The organism is Bradyrhizobium sp. 195 (assembly GCF_023101665.1).
In the GTDB taxonomy this organism is placed as follows: domain Bacteria; phylum Pseudomonadota; class Alphaproteobacteria; order Rhizobiales; family Xanthobacteraceae; genus Bradyrhizobium.
Window position 1 is genome coordinate 7166484 of sequence record NZ_CP082161.1, and the last position, 16689, is coordinate 7183172.

Genomic DNA, 16689 nt, shown 5'->3' on the forward strand with positions numbered 1-16689 from the left:
GTCATTCCGGGGCGCGCGTAGCGCGAGCCCGGAATCCATCGAGCTTCAGCGACGGCGGTGAAATGGATTCCGGGCTCGCGATTTCGTCGCGCCCCGTAATGACGGTGGATAGAGGGAGCTCCGAACCGGCGGCGCGCTAAACCTGCTTGCCCGCGATGATCTCCTGCAACGTCGCCACATGCCGCGCGAAGGCGCCGCGGCCGGCTGCGGTCGCTGTGACCGTGGTCTGCGGCTTCTTGCCGACGAAGGCTTTCTCGACGGACACATATCCCGCCTTGGCCAAGGTCTCGATATGCGCGCCGAGATTGCCGTCGGTCGCCCCGGTCAGCTTCTTCAGCCGCGCGAAGTCCAGGCCGACCTGCTGCGGCAGCGCGTTCAGCGCCGCCATGATCTTCAACCGCAGCGGCTGGTGGATGATGTCGTCGAGCTCAGCCACGCCTAGCCCCGCCGCATCCGGAAGCCGCCAACGATGAGCGCGCCGCCATTGACGGCCGCCATCCACGGCAACAGCGGTACTCCCGGGATGGAGAAATATCCGATCAGCGTCAGCGCGATGACGGCCGCACCGAGCGCCGGGAAGGCGTAGCCGAACCGGACCGTCGCCATCATGTACAACAGCGTGATGTAGATCAGCCAAAACACTGTCTGCTGCCGCGGCGAGAACCTGCCGAAATAGCAGAAGAGGACACCGAAAGCGACGATGAGCAGGAGCGCCAGCAGATTGCGGCTGTCGAACAGGCTGATGCCCTTTCTCGACAGATGATAGATGCCGAAAGCAACGAGGCCGAGGGCCGAGACGGTGTACAGCGCAAACCAGAAATAGAGCCCGTCGTTCGCCACGAACCAGCTGCTCCAATAATAGGCCCCGTAGCGCGGCCAGAACCAGATCAGGAGGTCGTCGGCAAACGGCAGCACGGCCCACATCAGCAGGACGAGACCGGAGACCAGGTAGATCTGCGCCCGCGACCCGACGCGAACAGTCGTCACACGATCATTCAGCGCGTCGGAGGCTTGCTTGCGGTCGATCACGTGAGCGCTCCTTCTTCTGCAATGGGTGCAGCCGGGTGCATGATGGCGTCGAGCTCAGGCATTCGCTAGATCCGCCGCATCCAGAGCCCGCCGAGGATCAGGCCGCCGCCGTTGACGAAGGCCATCCACAGCGGGAACGCCTCGCCGATATAGAAGAAACCAAATAGCGTCAGCGCGGTAATGCCGAGGCCGATCGCAACGAAGGCGTAGCCGAACCAGAGGCCGGCGAGTGTGTAGAACAACATGAAATAGATCGGCCAGAACGTTCCCAACTGGCGTGGGCCGAAATGACCGACAACGTTGGTCACGAGATAGCCGAACGCGAAGAACAGGGCGAAGATCAGGAACAACCTGATGCCAACGCTGGCGCCAAAGGGGTGATCCGACGGATTGAACACGCGAAGTGCAATCAGACCGCCGACGCCCAGAACGTCCACCGCAACCCAGGCATAGACCGCGTAGACCGGCCAAAGCCAGGTCACGAGATTGGCCGCGAACACCAGGACGCCCCACCACACCGCGGCGAGGCTCGCCAGCTGATAGAGCTGCGATCGCTTCACGCGCTGGACGATGTCGTCGATATCGGCCAGCGCTGCGGACGCCTCCTTGCTGTCGATCATGACTGCCCTGCCCCGCGCGTTGCCACATCCTCGGCGATGACCGAGATCGCCTTCGTCTGGGTCACGATGCCCATGTGGTTGATGCCGTCAATGATCTTGACGTCGATCGACGGCTTCACCGCCTGCACGGTCTGCGCATATTTGTCCGAGATCATCATCTCGTCCTCGGAACCGCCGAAGATCGTGATCGGACGTGTGGTTGCCGGAAGATCGACGCGATAGCCGCGCGTCGCGAAGTTGCGCATCAGGCGATCGGAATAGGTGGAGGTGAGGTACTTCGCCGAGGTCGCCGGTACCGCAAAGGCGAGCACCGGAAGCTGCGCGCAGCAGTCGATGCCAAGCTTGCGCAGCGCCGCCAGTCCGAGGAAGCGTGGAATGTCGGCACTGACCCAACCACCGTTGCTCGGCCTGTTGGTCGGTGCGTCATAGCCGAGATAGGGCGCGAGCAGCACGGTGCGCACGAACATGTCCTGCATGATCGACGTGGCAGCGACGCGCAGCGAGAAGCCGGCGCCGGCGGAATGGCCGATCAGGGTGAGCGGCAGGTCCGGCGCGGTCTTGCGCAAATGGGCGACGAAATCGACGAGATCGTCCTCGAGCTGGCCGACGTAGCCGATATCGCCGCGGGTGCCAGAGCCGCCATGGCCACGGATGTCGAGCGCCCAGGTCTCCACGCCGCGCGAGGCGATCGCATGTGTCAGCGCATGGTTGACGGCGCCGCTGGAGCCGGAGGAGCCATGGATGAAGATCGCACCCCGGCCTGCCGCAGGGCCGTTCGGCGCGTAGTGGCGATAACCGATCCAGGTGCCGTCGCGCGCCTGGAAACGCTCGAGCGGGGGCAGCGTGGACCAGTCGATGCCTTTGGTCGAGTCGGAGACCGACCGCATTTCAGGCGGCCGCTCCAGCGGCGTTGCGATCATTGCGACCAGGATCAGCGCCACGCCGCCGACCGCACACAGGACCCATTTCAGGCCGTTCAAAACGCTGCGCAGCAACCGGAACGCCATGGTTCATCCCCTCAAACATATCAATCAATAGAGAACTCTATAATACAGAGTACTCTCCTGATCAATCCCTGGATTGGCGCCGCGCGGCGAAAATCCTTAACGTCGGGTCTGACCCCAAAATGCCGAATCGTTTGCCGATGCCGCCTGCGGAACAACTGCTCAACGCCCCCGAATTCACCGTTTCCGAGCTCTCGCTGTCCCTGAAACGGACGGTCGAGGACGCCTTCGGCCATGTCCGGGTTCGGGGTGAGATCTCCGGCTTTCGCGGGCCGCATTCGTCCGGCCATTGCTATTTCGCGCTCAAGGACGAGAGCGCCAAGATCGAGGCGGTGATCTGGAAGGGCGTGCACGGACGCATGCGCTTCAAGCCGCAGGAGGGGCTGGAGGTCATCGCCACCGGCAAGCTCACCACCTATCCGGGCTCCTCGAAATACCAGATCGTGATCGAGGCGCTGGAGCCCGCCGGCATCGGCGCGCTGATGGCGCTGATGGAGGAGCGCAAGAAGAAGCTCGCCGCCGAAGGCCTGTTCGACGAGGCGCGCAAGCAGCTCTTGCCCTGGCTGCCGGAGGTGATCGGCGTCGTGACCTCGCCGACCGGCGCAGTCATCCGCGACATCCTGCATCGCTTGGAGGACCGCTTTCCCCGCCGCGTGCTGGTGTGGCCGGTCAAGGTGCAGGGCGAAGGCTCGGCCGAGCAGGTCGCGGCCGCGATCCGCGGCTTCAACGCACTGCCCGAGGGCGGCAAGATTCCGCGCCCCGATGTCTTGATCGTGGCGCGCGGCGGCGGCTCGTTGGAGGATCTCTGGTCGTTCAACGAGGAGATCGTGGTGCGTGCGGCAGCCGAGAGCATGATCCCGTTGATCTCGGCGGTCGGACACGAGACCGACATCACGCTGATCGATTTCGTCGCCGACAAGCGCGCGCCGACGCCGACGGCGGCGGCCGAGATGGCGGTGCCGGTGCGCAGCGAATTGTTCGTCGAGGTCGCCGATCTCGGGCGCCGCACCCGCGCCTATTGGCAGCGTGCCCAGGAAAGCCGCCGCAGCGAGCTGCGTGCCGCCGCGCGCGCGCTGCCTGCGGCCGGCGATCTCCTCGCCATTCCCAGGCAGCGGCTGGACTCGGCGGGCGCGTCCCTGCCCCGCTGTCTCAAGGCCAACACGCACGCGCATTTCCGCAGGTTCACTGCCGCAAGTTCAAAACTGACGCTGCGGGTGCTGCACGGCCAGATTTCACAGGCCGACCACCGGCTCACGGTGTGCGGCGAACGGCTCGGGCTGTCCGCGCGCTCGCTGCTGCGCCGAAGACGCGACCGTTTTGCCGGACTTGAGGTTCGCTTGCGCGCCTCGAAGCTTTCCAACGCTCAGGCGCAGCGCAACGCCATCGCCCGCCAGCGCGAGCGCACCCATCGACTGGCCGAGCGCGCCGGCCGCGCGCTTGTCACGTTGCTGCAGCGGCTCGATGCGCGTGTCGACAACAGCGGCAAGCTGCTGTCCGCGCTGTCCTATCGCAGCGTGCTCGCGCGCGGCTTTGCCCTGGTGCGCGATGAAGCGGGTCATCCGCTCCATGCAGCAGACAGCGTTGGGCCCAACGCGCGGCTCGAGATCGAATTTGCGGATGGCCGTGTTGCAGCGACCGCGGACGCGGATCGCCCGCCTCCCGCGGCAAAGCGCGCGCCGTCGCAGGCCAAGCCGGCCCCGCAGGAAACAAAGCCCGCGCCGAAGCGCGTGGCCAAGCCGGTGGATCAGGGCAGCTTGTTCTGAGGCGCGAGGCCTCGCCTCAATCTCGATGTCATTCCCCGCGCAGGCGGGGAATCCAGTACGCCGCAGCCCCTCGCTTAATCACTGAGGCCTCGGAGTACTGGCTCGCCCGGTCCTAGTGCGCAATTGCGCACTGGCCGGGCGATGACAGCGAGCGTGTGGGAGCGAGTGTAACCACAAGCTCGTCATTGCGAGGAGCGAAGCGACGAAGCAATCCAGAATCCCTCCGCGGAGAGACTCTGGATTGCTTCGCTCCGCTCGCAATGACGGCTGTGAAAGCAGCGCGTAGCCCCCATGAGCAAAGCGATATGCGGGAACGGTGTCCCGGATGTCGCTGCGCTCATCCGGGCTACGACACTATCGCAGCATTCCGCGTGTCAGCCCGTCATCCTGAGGTGCGAGCTGCGCGATGCGCAGCATCGTGTAGAGAGCCTCGAAGGATGTACGGCCGAGATGCAGCCGGGCCGTCACCCTTCGAGGCTCGCCGAAGAGGCGAGCACCTCAGGGTGACGGTGACCGATTGGCAGACTTCAGCGGCAGGACAATCCCGCGTCGATCGTGGTCCAGAAGCCGCAATGTTCCGGCGCGCGCTGGGGAGCGCCGGCGTGGGCCTCATAGAGGAAGATCGCGACGGTGAAGACGACCAGTGCGGAGGAGAAGAGGACGATGCGGTTGCGCATGAGGATTGCGTTTAATCGACATCGTGGTCGAACTAAGGCGCCATCGCGTGCTGAAACCGCAACCGTTCGCCACCCGTAGATTCACGGTCGGCCATTTTCCGTGCAGGGCGGTGGTCGATGCGGGGCTGTCCGCCTGACGTTGTTCCTCGGGCGGCCCCGCTTCATGTGGGACGCGTACCGCGCGGTCGTCACCGCGCCAGCCACTCCGCAACCTCTTTCTGCGACTCCGCGCGCGCCTCTGCATCCGTGCCGAGATGGCCGCGCTCGGGCGCGGCGGCATCGTTGCTGCCGGCAGCTGCGTGCAGCGGCGTGTTGGCGCGGTCGAAATCGTGATAGGCGCCGGGATAGACCACGATGCGCGCCAGCGCGCTGCGGCCATGCGCGCCCTCGACCATCTGGCGGCAGGCCGGCGGCGACGAGACGTCGTCATCGGCGCCGATCAGCACCAGGGTCGGCACCCGCGTGCTCCAGCCGAGCCCGGCGGAAATTCGGCAGTCCGGATAGAATGCGATCGCAGCGCGGAAATCGGGCCCCAGATCGCGCGCCGCGCTCTGCGGGCGCACGGCCCAGAGCAGCGCGCTCGCGCCATTGGCCCATCCCATCAGGCTGACGCGGTCGCGCGCCACCCAGCTCTGCTTCATCAGCCAGGCGCGCGATGCTGCGACATCGGTGACGCGCTCGCGCCGCGCCTTGACGTGCATCTCCTTGACGCGGCATTGCGGCCCAAGCTCGCGCGAGCCGTAGCTGTCGGGCAAGAGCACGGCATTGCCCGCCCTGAGCAGGCGCTCGGCCCAGTCGCGATAGCGCGCCAGCACGGGATCGGAATGGCCACCGAGTCCGCCGCAACCATGCAGCGCGATCACGGTCGGAAACGGGCCCGCACCTTCAGGCTTGTAGAGCTGCGCATGGAGGACGCCCGACGCCAGCGGAATGTCGACCGGTTGCGGCGCCGGCGCGGCGCGCGCGGCCGACATCAGCAACGTCAGGAACAGAGTGGTTAATCGAAGGCGCATCGGACTCTGCCGTAGGAGGTACCGGAACCAGCGACCCTTCGCGCAAGCACTATCACGCGGAGACGGCGGCAAAACATCACAAACCGGTGGGTTTACCGGGCGGACAAGCCGCCCTATCTATGCTACATCCCGTCCACCACATCGTGCCCTCCAAGGTTTTCCACGGAGAGGCCTTCCACGGAGACTTTCGACCGTGCTGAACAAGTTCGGCCCCTCGGGCCATGGCGAAGCGCAGGTGCAGTATCTCGACGGCGACTTCCGCGTGATCTCGCCGGGGACGTTCGTGCGCTGTGCCATCACCGACACGCGGATTCCGCTCGACGAGCTGAAGTACTGGAGCGTGGATCTGCAAGAGGCCTACGCTACCCCGGCCGCCGTGCTGCAGCGGCATTTTCCCGGTGCGCCGAAACCGCAGCAATCGTGATCCTTCGGCGCTCGTAGGGTGGGCAAAGGCGCAACGCGTCGTGCCCACCGTCTCACCATGACCGCGACGAGCAACGTGGGCACGCTTCGCTCTGCCCACCCGACAAGATCGAACTCTTGGCATGGTTCGGCTATTGGGGCTCGGTGCCATCGCCGCCCACGCAGGTCTTGACGAAACTCTTCCTGGATTCACCGACGACCTTCTGATCGATCGCCTGCTTCAGGCAGTCGAGCCGTGCCTGCGCCAGGCAGAGCTGTAGCTGGTCGCGCTTGTCCTGCCCCTTCAAGCTTGCCGTCGTGGCAAGACACGTCACGCGTTTGGTCGCAGGAACCGGCACCGTGGTGGGAGCAGCGGACGGCGTCGTTTGTGCGGACACCGGCGCAATGATCAGACACGCGAGGCTGGCGGCGACGAACGCAGACGGCAGTTTCATCGAATTCTCCTGATCGTCCGAGATCGATAGAAGTTTTGCGATGAATGTCGCCTGAATGGCAGGCTCCGGCAGGACTTCGCCAAGCAGGATTGCCTCGCCGGGGCAACGGGATTGGTGCGCCTTCCACGCGGCAACGGGATGCAGACGTGGTCACGCGCGGCTGACTGCGGCTCTCACACTGTACTGACTTCCCTCGTGCCGATCCGCGTTGCATCGAAGAGTTCTTGCACTCCGAGGTAAGTCATTTCGCGCTGTGGTTGGAATTTTTGTTGCAGCTTGGCGCCCTTAAGTTGTTTGACGAAGTCTTGGTGAAACAGAGAGCTGCTATAGTGCGTGTTAGGTAATTGGCCCTGCTCTTTTATCGCACAGACAATCAAGTCAACCAAACGGCCATCGAGCTTTGGAATTGGCGCAGTCTGTGAACGGGCTCATATCGAAGAGCCATACTGACGGGCTACGATCACCTCAAAAAATTCGCGGCGGCATATCTGTAAATGGAAAGTCAACGATGGGGGTGATCATGCCCACCATACTAGACATGCTCTATCGTGAATATTGCCGCGCTCGCCTTGCTGAAATGCGCAAACAGCTTCTGATCGCAGCCGAACGTTCTGAAGCTCTCGAAGCGTATCATCATCCCGCGGTTCAGGGTGACGATAGTAGGACGGACGCGCAGCGCAAGACCGGCCAGGGCGCACCGAATTGAAACCGCCCAGGACGGGCGATCTCTCCCGCGTAGCAGTGACCAAGCAATTGGCAACAGTTTGGGAGGAAGAAGCGATGAACACACCCGAATCTTATACCGTCATGGTCGCCTGCGTCTCGTGCCTGACCATCATGGGATTGATGGCCGTCGGGGCGTGGTGAACATGACCGACTGCGATCGCGGACGGTGACCAGGTCCGCCAACGACAGACGAACGCAGCACGCGCCGTTTTTCCATTGTCGGCCAATAGACGCCGGAAAGTCTTTTCGGTCTGTAGACGTGATTGTTTCGTGATGTGAGCGTTGCCGCCGCTTGGTGCTGCGGCGGCTCCGCTTCAAATCGGATGTCAGCTTCCAGGCGGGGAATACGAAGAGCGCAGCTTCGCCGCGTTCTGGCGGACCTGCTTGATCTCATCCTGCGTGAACAAGCGAGTGAGTTTCACGTTCTGCAGGGTGCCCGCCGTGACGGTCAGGCCAGAGATGGCCGGAGCCGCGCTGGGATCAGGCACATCGAAAATCACCAAAACGCCAGGACCGTCGGCCGCAACACTGTACATCGAGATCAGCCTTCCGCCGGCCGCCTCGATGAGTTTTCTGGCCGCCTCCTGACGATCAGTCGTGGGGTTTTCCAAAATGGCGTTGAGAGCGCGTGGTGTGTATTGGCCGCTGAGGCAAAAATGCATGGCATGTTCTCCTCTGATCTTTTGGCAATAACTCTCCGTGCCGTCCCGAACTGGTCGTTACGGCCGCTGCGCCTGAATGATGAAGATACGTTGCCCGCCGTGGGCATCAACGCCGTCGATGATTGCCGGGAGTTCGGCACGTCCCGGTGACGGCTCTCATCGAAGGCTACATCAACTCCCGAACGCGCGGAAGAGGATTCGCCAGTCGCGACTCTTTGCTTTTCAGGCTACGGCAGAGACGTTGCCTTATGTTCGAGATCAACGCGTGCTGAACCGCCGCTCGCGCGCCTTGTACAGATGATCGCTGATCAATTGCCGGAGCTTTGCCGGCTCGTCGAATTCGAGCTCGACGGCGAACGGCACGATGTCATCAGGCACACCCTCGCTGCCGCGCAGGCGTGCGAGGTCCTTTTCCGTCGTCACCAGCGTGAGCTGCTCGCGCCGGGCGTCCGCCGCAAGCGCTGCGATCTCCTCGCGCGAAAACATGTGGTGGTCGGGATAAGGTCGCGTGCGCGCGACGTCGATGCCGCCGGCACGCAAGCTGCGGAAGAAGCGCTCGGGATCGCCGATGCCGGCGAAGGCGAGAACCCGCTTGCCGAACAGCTGCGCGAGCGAGGCCGCATTCGGTTTCAGGCGCGCGCGCAGCTCCGGCTTGTCGCGCTTGGCAAGCTCTGCCGCGACGTCGTTGGCGGCACGGCCATCGCCGATCAGCACCAACGCATCGGTGCGCGCAAGCTGCGCCTTCAGCGGCGCGCGCAAGGGACCGGCGGGAAACACCTCGCAATTGCTGAGGCCGCGCTCGCTGTCGATCACGATCAGCGAGGCGTCCTTGAACAGGCGCGGGTTCTGGAAACCGTCGTCCATCAGGATCACGGTGGCGCCTTGCGACTTCGCCAGCGCGGCGCCATCGAGACGGTCTCGCGCGACCGCGACCGGGACGTCGCGCGCCATCATCAGAGGCTCGTCGCCGACATCCGCAGCATTGTGGCGTGCGCGGTCGACCATGACCGGGCCTTTAAGATGTCCGCCATAGCCGCGGCTCAGCACCACCGGCGTCTCGCCGAGCTCGCGCAGGAGCCTCGTCAGCGCCAGCACGGTCGGCGTCTTGCCGGCGCCTCCGACATGGTAGTTGCCGACACAGATCACGGGAATGCCGGCGTCTGCGCCTGTGCGCAGCATGCGCCGCTCGGTGATCGCGCCGTAGAGCAGACCCAGCGGCTGTAACGCATACGACGTGAAGGAGCGAGGCCGGTACCAGAAGGCCGGCTCACGCATTGGCGGCCCCCATCTCGATCCGCAATTGCAACAGATACGGCTCGAGCGCCGTCATGGTGCGCTCCAGTGCGCCGCCGAGCTGCTCGACCACGCCGCTGCCGGCGCGCTGCATCTTGTCGCGCATGACGGGGTCGGCCAGCAACTGGCCGAGCTGCTTGGCCAGCGCCTCCTGCGTGTCGGCCTGCCGCGCACCGCCACTGCCATCGAGCGCCGCATAGACATCGGCGAAGTTGAAGACGTGCGGTCCATGGACGATGGCGGCACCCAACTTGATCGCCTCGATCGGGTTCTGCCCGCCATGATGGATCAGCGATCCACCCATGAACACGATCGGCGACAGGCGATAGAACAGGCCGAGCTCGCCCATGGTGTCGGCGACATAGATGTCGGTCGTCGCGGTCGGCAGCTCCTCGCGTGAGCGCAGCGCCGGCTTCAGGCCGGAGGCCGTGATCAAGCCTGAGATCGAGGAGCCGCGATCGGGATGCCGCGGCACGATCACGGTGAGCAGCTGCGGAAAGAAACCGACGAGGCTGCGATGCGCCGCGGCCAGTATCTCGTCCTCGCCCGGATGGGTCGAGGCCGCGACGATGATCGGCCGCCCGCGCGTCATCGCCATCAGCCGCTCGAGCTTGGCGGGATCGGCCGGCGGTGCCGGCACGTCGAGCTTGAGATTGCCGGTGGTGACGACGTCGCGGCCGCCAAGCGCGGAGAAGCGTTCGGCATCCGTCTTCGACTGCGCCAGGCAAATGTCGAACCGCGACAGCAGCGCCGAGATGGTGCCGTGCATGCGCTGCCAGCGCGGGAAGGAGCGCGGCGACATCCGTCCGTTGATCAGCACCATCGGCACCCGGCGCGCTGCGCCGGCGAGGATCAGGTTCGGCCACAAATCGGATTCGATGAACAGCGCCAGCGACGGCTTCCAATGATCGAGGAAGCGCGCGACATAGCGGGGCGAGTCATACGGCACGTATTGATGGATGACGTCGGGCGGAAAGCGCTTTGCGACCACGGCGGCCGAGGTGACGGTCCCCGAGGTGAGCAGGATGCGCAAATTGAGATCGCGCAAGCGCTCGATCAGCGCCGCTGCGGCCAGCACCTCGCCGACACTGGCACCGTGGATCCAGACCAGCGGGCCGTGCGGCCGCACGTCCCGGGACAGGCCCCGCCGCTCACCGACGCGCGCAGGGTCTTCCTTGCCCTGCTTCAGCCGCCGCTTGATCAGCGCAGGCGCAAGCGGCACCAGGCCGGAGGCCAGACGCCGATACATTCGCAGCGTGATCGGCAGCGCAATGGGCAGCGATTTAGGCATCTTGGGGCCCCGGGCGGCCGAGCTGCGCGTAGGCGCGGCGGGTCGCCTCGTTCAACGTCTCTTCCAGCTCCAGCCGCAGCGCTTCCATCGTGGCTGCGTCGGCATCCGGTGGAACGTGGATTTCCTTGATGCCGACCAACGCGCCCCGCCCGAATGGCAGATTGATGGTGGTGCGGTCCCAGTTCTTCAGCCGGATGAAGCGGCTGGTCGCCATCGCGAAAGGCATGATCGGCCGCCCCGATTCCCGTGCCAGCATGATGATGCCGAGCCCGGCCACGCGCGCGCGCTTGGGGACATCGGCGGTCAGCGCGACATTACAACCGTCCTGAAGCGTCCGCACCATTTCCTTGAAGGCGCCGACCCCGCCCTTGCGGTGGAACGCGCTGCCATGATCGCCGGAACCGCGGATCAAACCGATGCCGAGCCGCTCCACCGCGATGGCGTTGAACTCGCCGTCGCGGTGACGGGAGATCAGGACCTTGGCCCGATAGGATTCCTTGTTCTTGATGAAGGGGGTGAGAAAATGCTGGCCGTGCCAGAAGGCGAAGATCGCCGGGATCTGCGGCTCGACGATGTCATAGACATCAGGCGGATCGAACGTGAATTTGTTGGTGCGCCAGACCAGACGCAGATATTCGGCCGCCAGAACCCCGACGGCACGCTGAAACCAGCTGCTTCGCAGCGTATTGCGAAGCAGTTTTTTCAACGCGCCGGTTCTTGATTCGGGTCGAGCAGCCGGTGGAGATGGACGATGAAATAGCGCATCTGCGCATTGTCGACCGTGCTCTGCGCCTTGGCCCGCCAGGCGGCGTGGGCGGTGGCATAATTCGGATAGAGGCCGACGATCTCGACGTCGTCGAGATTCTTGAAGGTGTTGTGCTCGAGATCGACGAGTTCGCCGCCGACGACGAGGTGAAGCAATTGTTGCGGGGCACTATCTGGCATGAGTCCTGTTCCTAACGGGCTGCCCGGCAAAGCAGTGTTCGACAAGCACGACGAAAAGCGCCTTAGGCTATGGGACGGTTTCGAAAATGCGCGACAATGCCCGCATGACGATCGCGCCCCGCTGCCACCAGCACCCCGTGCGCCACTTCCCGGCGGTTATAGAGGATGGGTTCTCCGGAGAGGTCGCTCATCCTACCATCGGCTTCCTGCACGATCAAATCGGCCGCCGCAAGGTCCCAATCATGGCTGTTGCCCCCCGCAAAAGCCGCATCCAGCGCGCCATGAGCGACCCGGCACAGGCGCAGCGCAAGCGAACCGATTCGCGGATGCAGCTTGATCTCGCTGCCTGAGCTGTTGAGCCGCTCGACCAGCGGTTTCGGGCCGGCGACACGGGAGAAGTCGAGCGCGGATCCGGGCGAAGCCTGCACGGCCGCGCCGTTGAGCGTGGTGCCCTGGCCGCGTGCGGCGAAGAAGAACTCCCCGCTCGTCGGCGCGAACACCGCGGCGAGCACCGGCGTGGCATCCTCGACCAGCGCGACGCTGACGCACCAGTCGTCGTGGCCGCCCAGGTAGTTGCGCGTGCCGTCGATGGGATCGACGATCCAAGTCAGCCGCCGCGACAGCCGCGCCGCGTCGTCGACGCTTTCCTCCGAGAGCCAGCCATAATCCGGCGTCGCCGCGCGCAGGCGTGCTTCGAGCAGGTCGTTGACGGCGATGTCGGCTTCCGACACCGGCGAAGAGGCGCCTTTGGTCCACTTCTTCAGCTCGGTGCGGAACATGGACTGCGCCAGCGCACCCGCTTCTCGCACCGTGTCTCGCAGCAGCGCGGCGTCGCGCGTCAGGATGGTTTCGCCCGGGGCGTTCGCCTCAACGTCCGCCAAGCGTCAAACCCTCGATGCGCACCGTCGGCGCATTGACGCCGTAGCGGAACTCGAGATTGTTCGCCGGCTGCATCGACTTGAAGATCTCGAACAGATGGCCGGCGATCGTCACCTCGCTGACGGGATAGGTGATCTCGCCGTTCTCGATCCAAAAGCCCGAGGCGCCGCGGCTGTAATCGCCGGTGACGCCGTTCACACCCGAGCCGATCAGATCGGTGACGTAGAAACCCTGCTTGATGTCGGAGATCAGCTCGGCGGGCGTCGGCGTGCCGGGCTCGAGATGCAGATTGTAAGGGCCCGGTGACGGCGAGGACGAGACGCCGCGATGGGCGTGACCGGTGGTGGTGAGGCCGAGCTCGCGCGCGGTGGCACAGTCGAGCAGCCAGGTCGTCAGCACGCCCTCGTCGATCAGCGCGATCTTCTTCACCGCGACGCCCTCGGCATCGAAGGTCTGCGAGCGCAGGCCGCGCTTGCGCAAGGGATCGTCGACGATGCGGATGTTCTTCGCAAACAGCTGCTGGCCGAGCTTGTCCTTCAGGAAGCTGGTCTTGCGCGCGATCGAGGCGCCGTTGATGGCGCCGACGACATGGCCGACCAGGGAGCCGGCAACGCGCGGATCGAACACGACCGGCACCTTGCAGGTCTCGACCTTGCGCGGATTGGAGCGCGCCACGGTGCGCTCGCCGGCGGAACGGCCGACGATTTGCGGCGACAACAGGTCCGCGCCATGCGGCGCCGAGGTGAAGTCGTAATCGCGCTCCATGCCGGTGCCTTCGCCAGAGATGGCGGTGGCGGAGATGCCCTGGCTGGAGCGCAAATAGGAGCCGTGGAAGCCGGTCGAGGTGACCAGTACCATGCCGCCCATGCCGGCGGAGGCCGAGGCGCCGCCGGATTTGGTGACGCCCTTCACGGCGAGGGCCGCAGCCTCGGCCGCGAGCGCGCGACGCTCGAGCTCGCTGGTGGCGGGCACGTCGGGATCGAGCAGGTCGAGATCGGGAAAGTCGCGTGCGAGCAGCGCGGGATCGGCGAGGCCGACATACTTGTCGTCGGGCGCAACGCGCGCCATCGCGACCGCGCGTTCGGCGAGCTTGGTGACGGCATCGCCGCTTACGTCGTTGGTCGAGACCACCGCCTGGCGCTGCCCGACCAGCACGCGCAGACCGACATCGTCGCCCTCCGAGCGCTCGGATTCCTCGACGCGCCCGTCGCGCACCTCGACACCTTGCGAGACGCCGCGCACCGCGACCGCATCGGCCGCGTCCGCGCCGGCGCGCTTGGCCGCCTCGACCAGCCGCTGCGCGAGGTCGGAGAGCGCGGACTGATCGAACAGGTCGCGACTGGCTTTAGGCGAAAGCGTCGAGCTTGGTGAAGAGTTCACGAACGAAATCCTGTTGGGGCGGGGGTCGGGACCGGAACCCACAGATGTGCCCTAATGGCGCGGACTTCAAGCATTTTCAGCCTGCCAAAAGCTCAGATTCGCAGCTTGCGCGCAACGTCTCGTCAATCATGTGCGCCAAGCTCTTGTCAATCATGAGCAGCAGTGACGGTGGGTTAACCAGCCTTTTTAAGCGGTTTCGGAAAGCCGCGCGCTAAGGTCCTCGCATCGACCGGGAACATAATCCCGGCGGGGAGAACTAAAGCCGTGAGGCGTCAAACAGCAACATGCGGGGTCACTCCCGCCGGGTCGAGCCGCTCCCTGCGGCTCGACCCTCTTTCCCTTCCGGTCCGCTTCGACGCGCACGATCCGCGCGCCGACGGCCATGTCCGGCAGATCGAGCTTCATCGCGAACGTGTCGTGCTGCGCCGCGCCGTCCGCGGCATGCAGATGGCGATCAACGTCCGCGTCAGCGACTTCACCGGTGTCGCGCTGCGCGGCAATGACGAGGCACAAGCCCTCGTCCTCGTGCATCGCGATCCCTCGCTGTCCGTGCCGCTGCTGGTCGGCGCCGACGGTGACGAGCTCACCGAGGCCTGGGCGACCTGGAGCGAGCTCTTCGCGCTGCCCCAACTCGACGAAGGTGCGCGCAAGCCCGCGGCCCGCCGCCGCCGCGCCAATGCGATCCGCGCCCGCCGTCCGAAATTCCTGATGCGCCGCCGCGCCGGTATCGCACGCGAGCTGCCGGTTCATCGCGAAGAACGCGAGATCATCGCGAGGGATTGAGCGGCAATCACGGTGCCGTAGGGTGGGCAAAGCGCAAGCGTGCCCACGTTTTTGTCAATCACTAGGAGATCGTGGGCACGGCGCAAGCGCGCCTTTGCCCACCCTACGAGACCTACGCCGCCCGCATCACCGCGTCGACCAGCAATCCCGCAAACAGTAACAGCCCCGCATCCCTGTTCGAATAGAACAGGCGCTTGCACAGTTCGGGATCGTCGATCCGCAAACGCACGATCTGCGATGCCAGATGCACGGCGAAGGCGGCGAGCCCGAGCCAGGCCGGCCAGCGGGCATCGCCCGAGGCCAGTGCGACGCCTATCAGCATCACTGCAAGTCCGTAGAACAGGATCAGCGCCTGGTGCGTATGCGCGCCGAACAGGCGCGCGGTGGACTTGATGCCGATCAGCGCGTCGTCCTCGGCATCCTGATGCGCGTAGATCGTGTCATAGCCGATTACCCAGGAGATCGCGCCGGCATAGAGCACCAGCGCGGTGACGTCGATACGCCCGAAGGTGACGGCAAATCCCATCAGGGCACCCCAGGAGAAGGCAAGCCCGAGCACGATCTGCGGCCACCAGGTGATGCGCTTCATGAAGGGGTAGATCGCGACGATCAGAAGCGAGGCGATGCCGGTCGCAATCGCGAAGCGGTTGAACTGCAGCAGCACCACGAGACCGATCAGCGCCTGCGCGACCATGAAGACCAGCGCCTGCTTCGTGGTCACCTGGCCGGACGGCAGCGGCCGCGAGCGCGTACGCTCGACCTTGTCGTCGAGGTCGCGGTCGGTGATGTCGTTCCAGGTGCAGCCCGCCCCGCGCATCACGAAGGCGCCGACGAAGAACAGCACGATGGTGAGCGGCAGGCCGCGGACGTCATGCGCCATGCCGCTCGCGAGCGCCGCCGACCACCAGCACGGCATCAACAGCAGCCAGGAGCCGATCGGACGGTCGAAGCGAGACAAGCGGAGATAGGGCCGCGCCCATGGCGGCGCCAGCGTATCGACCCAGTTACCGGTGGAATCGGCAACGCGGGCGGATGTATCGCTCATCGCGTCAGGACGTTGCCGTTGAGCGTGTCGAAGGTGCTGCCGCCCTTCTTGCCGGCATTGGCCTCAGGCGCGGAGCCCGAACCCAGCACCTCGCTCAGCGATGGGCCGGCCGGACGCGCCTGCTGTTGCTGCATTTGCTGCGCGACGTTGCAAACCTTCGCCTGCATGGCCTCGGTGTTCTTGTGGCCTTCCTTCATCTGCCCGCCGACCTGCGGCGGAATTCCGCACTTCGCGGCATTGGCCTCGATGTACTTGAGCATCTTCCCCTCTGCCTGGCTGAAATTGCGGATCAGCTTGCAGGCCTCGTCGGGCGGCGCGTGACGGTCGCTGGCGGCTTTGATCAGCTTGCCGCGCTTCTCGGCTTCTTCGCGCAGGGGCATGAACGCCTTCATGCAATCCTCGCCGGGGCCGGCTTGCGTCGGCGGAGCCGCGCTGAACGCACCAGCGCCACCGACGGGCGCGGCGCCATTCACGGGAAAGGACGATTGCGGCGCCGCGCCGACCGAAGCGGCCGGCGCCGAGCCGTTCACCGGGGGAAACGCGGAACTGGTAGGGGCCTGGTTCGGCAGCGGCGCCGGGAAGGCGCTTTGCGCATACGCGCCCGCGGCGCTCAGGGTGACCATGGCGGCAGTGATCGGAACCATCAAATGACGGATCATCAAGACAGTCTCTCCGGCAGGAGCTTACGGGGTTCGGCGTTTCACAAACTGAAACGCAACCAG

General features: G+C 65.1%; 20 protein-coding genes. 4 read left to right on the forward strand and 16 right to left on the reverse strand.

The features are described from left to right. Nucleotides 1-136 precede the first annotated feature (136 nt). The 4 genes from IVB26_RS33425 to IVB26_RS33440 form a co-directional block, all read right to left on the reverse strand. Entirely contained in the window at nt 137-436 is a 300-nt protein-coding gene (locus IVB26_RS33425) for a winged helix-turn-helix domain-containing protein (protein WP_247969231.1), read from the reverse strand. Nucleotides 437-438: 2 nt separating this feature from the next. After that, nucleotides 439-1029 carry a hypothetical protein gene (locus tag IVB26_RS33430; protein WP_247969232.1) on the reverse strand — a complete coding sequence of 197 codons (591 nt, stop codon included), beginning with the start codon at nt 1027-1029 and terminating at the stop codon, nt 439-441. A gap of 65 nt (nt 1030-1094) precedes the next feature. Next, nucleotides 1095-1649 (reverse strand): hypothetical protein, encoded by a 555-nt coding sequence (locus tag IVB26_RS33435; protein WP_247969233.1) that lies wholly within the window; start codon nt 1647-1649, stop codon nt 1095-1097. After that, on the reverse strand, nt 1646-2656 hold the full coding sequence (locus IVB26_RS33440; protein WP_247969234.1) for an alpha/beta hydrolase: 1011 nt from the start codon (nt 2654-2656) through the stop codon (nt 1646-1648). Before IVB26_RS33440 ends, IVB26_RS33435 begins: the two co-directional genes overlap by 4 nt. A 137-nt stretch (nt 2657-2793) precedes the next feature. Between IVB26_RS33440 and xseA the strand changes: the two genes are divergently transcribed. Next, a complete protein-coding gene (xseA, locus tag IVB26_RS33445) occupies nt 2794-4416 on the forward strand; it encodes an exodeoxyribonuclease VII large subunit (RefSeq protein ID WP_247973337.1) in 1623 nt (540 codons plus the stop codon). A gap of 527 nt (nt 4417-4943) precedes the next feature. On the opposite strand, the gene IVB26_RS33450 is transcribed toward xseA, so the two are convergent. Next, complete coding sequence (locus tag IVB26_RS33450; protein WP_246932810.1) at nt 4944-5093, reverse strand: hypothetical protein; 150 nt, start codon at nt 5091-5093, stop codon at nt 4944-4946. 188 nt (nt 5094-5281) lie between these two features. Beyond that, on the reverse strand, nt 5282-6106 hold the full coding sequence (locus IVB26_RS33455) for a dienelactone hydrolase family protein (RefSeq protein ID WP_247969235.1): 825 nt from the start codon (nt 6104-6106) through the stop codon (nt 5282-5284). A gap of 193 nt (nt 6107-6299) precedes the next feature. On the opposite strand from IVB26_RS33455, the gene IVB26_RS33460 reads away from it, so the two are divergent. Then, a complete protein-coding gene (locus IVB26_RS33460) occupies nt 6300-6530 on the forward strand; it encodes a DUF2093 domain-containing protein (protein ID WP_246931492.1) in 231 nt (76 codons plus the stop codon). A 130-nt stretch (nt 6531-6660) separates the two neighbouring features. Here IVB26_RS33460 and IVB26_RS33465 read toward each other — a convergent pair whose 3' ends face one another. After that, nucleotides 6661-6963 carry a hypothetical protein gene (locus IVB26_RS33465; RefSeq protein WP_247969236.1) on the reverse strand — a complete coding sequence of 101 codons (303 nt, stop codon included), beginning with the start codon at nt 6961-6963 and terminating at the stop codon, nt 6661-6663. Nucleotides 6964-7471: 508 nt separating this feature from the next. Here IVB26_RS33465 and IVB26_RS33470 point away from each other — a divergent pair. After that, entirely contained in the window at nt 7472-7669 is a 198-nt protein-coding gene (locus IVB26_RS33470; protein WP_247969237.1) for a hypothetical protein, read from the forward strand. Between the two features lie 346 nt (nt 7670-8015). On the opposite strand, the gene IVB26_RS33475 is transcribed toward IVB26_RS33470, so the two are convergent. The 7 genes from IVB26_RS33475 to IVB26_RS33505 all read right to left on the reverse strand — a co-directional run bounded on the left by IVB26_RS33475 (nt 8016) and on the right by IVB26_RS33505 (nt 14139). Further along, the gene (locus IVB26_RS33475; protein ID WP_247969238.1) at nt 8016-8351 is read right to left on the reverse strand and encodes a GYD domain-containing protein; all 336 of its coding nucleotides are present in this window, start codon (nt 8349-8351) and stop codon (nt 8016-8018) included. 258 nt (nt 8352-8609) lie between these two features. Next, complete coding sequence (gene lpxK, locus IVB26_RS33480) at nt 8610-9626, reverse strand: tetraacyldisaccharide 4'-kinase (RefSeq protein ID WP_247969239.1); 1017 nt, start codon at nt 9624-9626, stop codon at nt 8610-8612. Further along, nucleotides 9619-10935, reverse strand: a complete 1317-nt coding sequence (locus tag IVB26_RS33485; RefSeq protein ID WP_247969240.1) for a 3-deoxy-D-manno-octulosonic acid transferase — start codon at nt 10933-10935, stop codon at nt 9619-9621. The genes lpxK and IVB26_RS33485 overlap by 8 nt, the downstream gene beginning before the upstream one ends. Continuing rightward, nucleotides 10928-11641: a lysophospholipid acyltransferase family protein gene (locus tag IVB26_RS33490; RefSeq protein WP_247969241.1), complete on the reverse strand. Its 714-nt coding sequence runs from the start codon at nt 11639-11641 to the stop codon at nt 10928-10930. The genes IVB26_RS33485 and IVB26_RS33490 overlap by 8 nt, the downstream gene beginning before the upstream one ends. Beyond that, a complete protein-coding gene (locus IVB26_RS33495; protein WP_007596929.1) occupies nt 11638-11880 on the reverse strand; it encodes a DUF4170 domain-containing protein in 243 nt (80 codons plus the stop codon). The genes IVB26_RS33490 and IVB26_RS33495 overlap by 4 nt, the downstream gene beginning before the upstream one ends. Nucleotides 11881-11942: 62 nt before the next feature. After that, the gene (locus IVB26_RS33500) at nt 11943-12689 is read right to left on the reverse strand and encodes a 3'(2'),5'-bisphosphate nucleotidase CysQ (protein ID WP_458309379.1); all 747 of its coding nucleotides are present in this window, start codon (nt 12687-12689) and stop codon (nt 11943-11945) included. 58 nt (nt 12690-12747) lie between these two features. Beyond that, nucleotides 12748-14139, reverse strand: coding sequence for a TldD/PmbA family protein (locus tag IVB26_RS33505; protein WP_247969243.1), 1392 nt, complete (start codon nt 14137-14139; stop codon nt 12748-12750). A 264-nt stretch (nt 14140-14403) separates the two neighbouring features. Here IVB26_RS33505 and IVB26_RS33510 point away from each other — a divergent pair, with 264 nt between their 5' ends. After that, complete coding sequence (locus IVB26_RS33510; protein WP_247969244.1) at nt 14404-14922, forward strand: DUF6101 family protein; 519 nt, start codon at nt 14404-14406, stop codon at nt 14920-14922. 112 nt (nt 14923-15034) lie between these two features. Here the strand turns inward: IVB26_RS33510 and ubiA are convergent, their stop codons facing one another. Both ubiA and IVB26_RS33520 read right to left on the reverse strand, forming a co-directional pair. Next, complete coding sequence (gene ubiA, locus IVB26_RS33515; protein WP_247969245.1) at nt 15035-15967, reverse strand: 4-hydroxybenzoate octaprenyltransferase; 933 nt, start codon at nt 15965-15967, stop codon at nt 15035-15037. Continuing rightward, nucleotides 15964-16626, reverse strand: a complete 663-nt coding sequence (locus tag IVB26_RS33520) for a hypothetical protein (RefSeq protein ID WP_247969246.1) — start codon at nt 16624-16626, stop codon at nt 15964-15966. The genes ubiA and IVB26_RS33520 overlap by 4 nt, the downstream gene beginning before the upstream one ends. Nucleotides 16627-16689 lie beyond the last annotated feature (63 nt).

Bases quoted from the DNA above. Each gene is read 5' to 3' on its own strand.
- IVB26_RS33435 (WP_247969233.1), bottom strand. From the start codon at position 1,649: ATGATCGACAGCAAGGAGGCGTCCGCAGCGCTGGCCGATATCGACGAC.
- IVB26_RS33450 (WP_246932810.1), bottom strand. From the start codon at position 5,093: ATGCGCAACCGCATCGTCCTCTTCTCCTCCGCACTGGTCGTCTTCACC.
- lpxK (WP_247969239.1), bottom strand. From the start codon at position 9,626: ATGCGTGAGCCGGCCTTCTGGTACCGGCCTCGCTCCTTCACGTCGTAT.
- IVB26_RS33485 (WP_247969240.1), bottom strand. From the start codon at position 10,935: ATGCCTAAATCGCTGCCCATTGCGCTGCCGATCACGCTGCGAATGTAT.
- IVB26_RS33495 (WP_007596929.1), bottom strand. From the start codon at position 11,880: ATGCCAGATAGTGCCCCGCAACAATTGCTTCACCTCGTCGTCGGCGGC.
- ubiA (WP_247969245.1), bottom strand. From the start codon at position 15,967: ATGAGCGATACATCCGCCCGCGTTGCCGATTCCACCGGTAACTGGGTC.
- xseA (WP_247973337.1), top strand. From the start codon at position 2,794: ATGCCGCCTGCGGAACAACTGCTCAACGCCCCCGAATTCACCGTTTCC.
- IVB26_RS33520 (WP_247969246.1), bottom strand. From the start codon at position 16,626: ATGATCCGTCATTTGATGGTTCCGATCACTGCCGCCATGGTCACCCTG.
- IVB26_RS33440 (WP_247969234.1), bottom strand. From the start codon at position 2,656: ATGGCGTTCCGGTTGCTGCGCAGCGTTTTGAACGGCCTGAAATGGGTC.
- IVB26_RS33465 (WP_247969236.1), bottom strand. From the start codon at position 6,963: ATGAAACTGCCGTCTGCGTTCGTCGCCGCCAGCCTCGCGTGTCTGATC.
- IVB26_RS33475 (WP_247969238.1), bottom strand. From the start codon at position 8,351: ATGCATTTTTGCCTCAGCGGCCAATACACACCACGCGCTCTCAACGCC.
- IVB26_RS33470 (WP_247969237.1), top strand. From the start codon at position 7,472: ATGGGGGTGATCATGCCCACCATACTAGACATGCTCTATCGTGAATAT.
- IVB26_RS33455 (WP_247969235.1), bottom strand. From the start codon at position 6,106: ATGCGCCTTCGATTAACCACTCTGTTCCTGACGTTGCTGATGTCGGCC.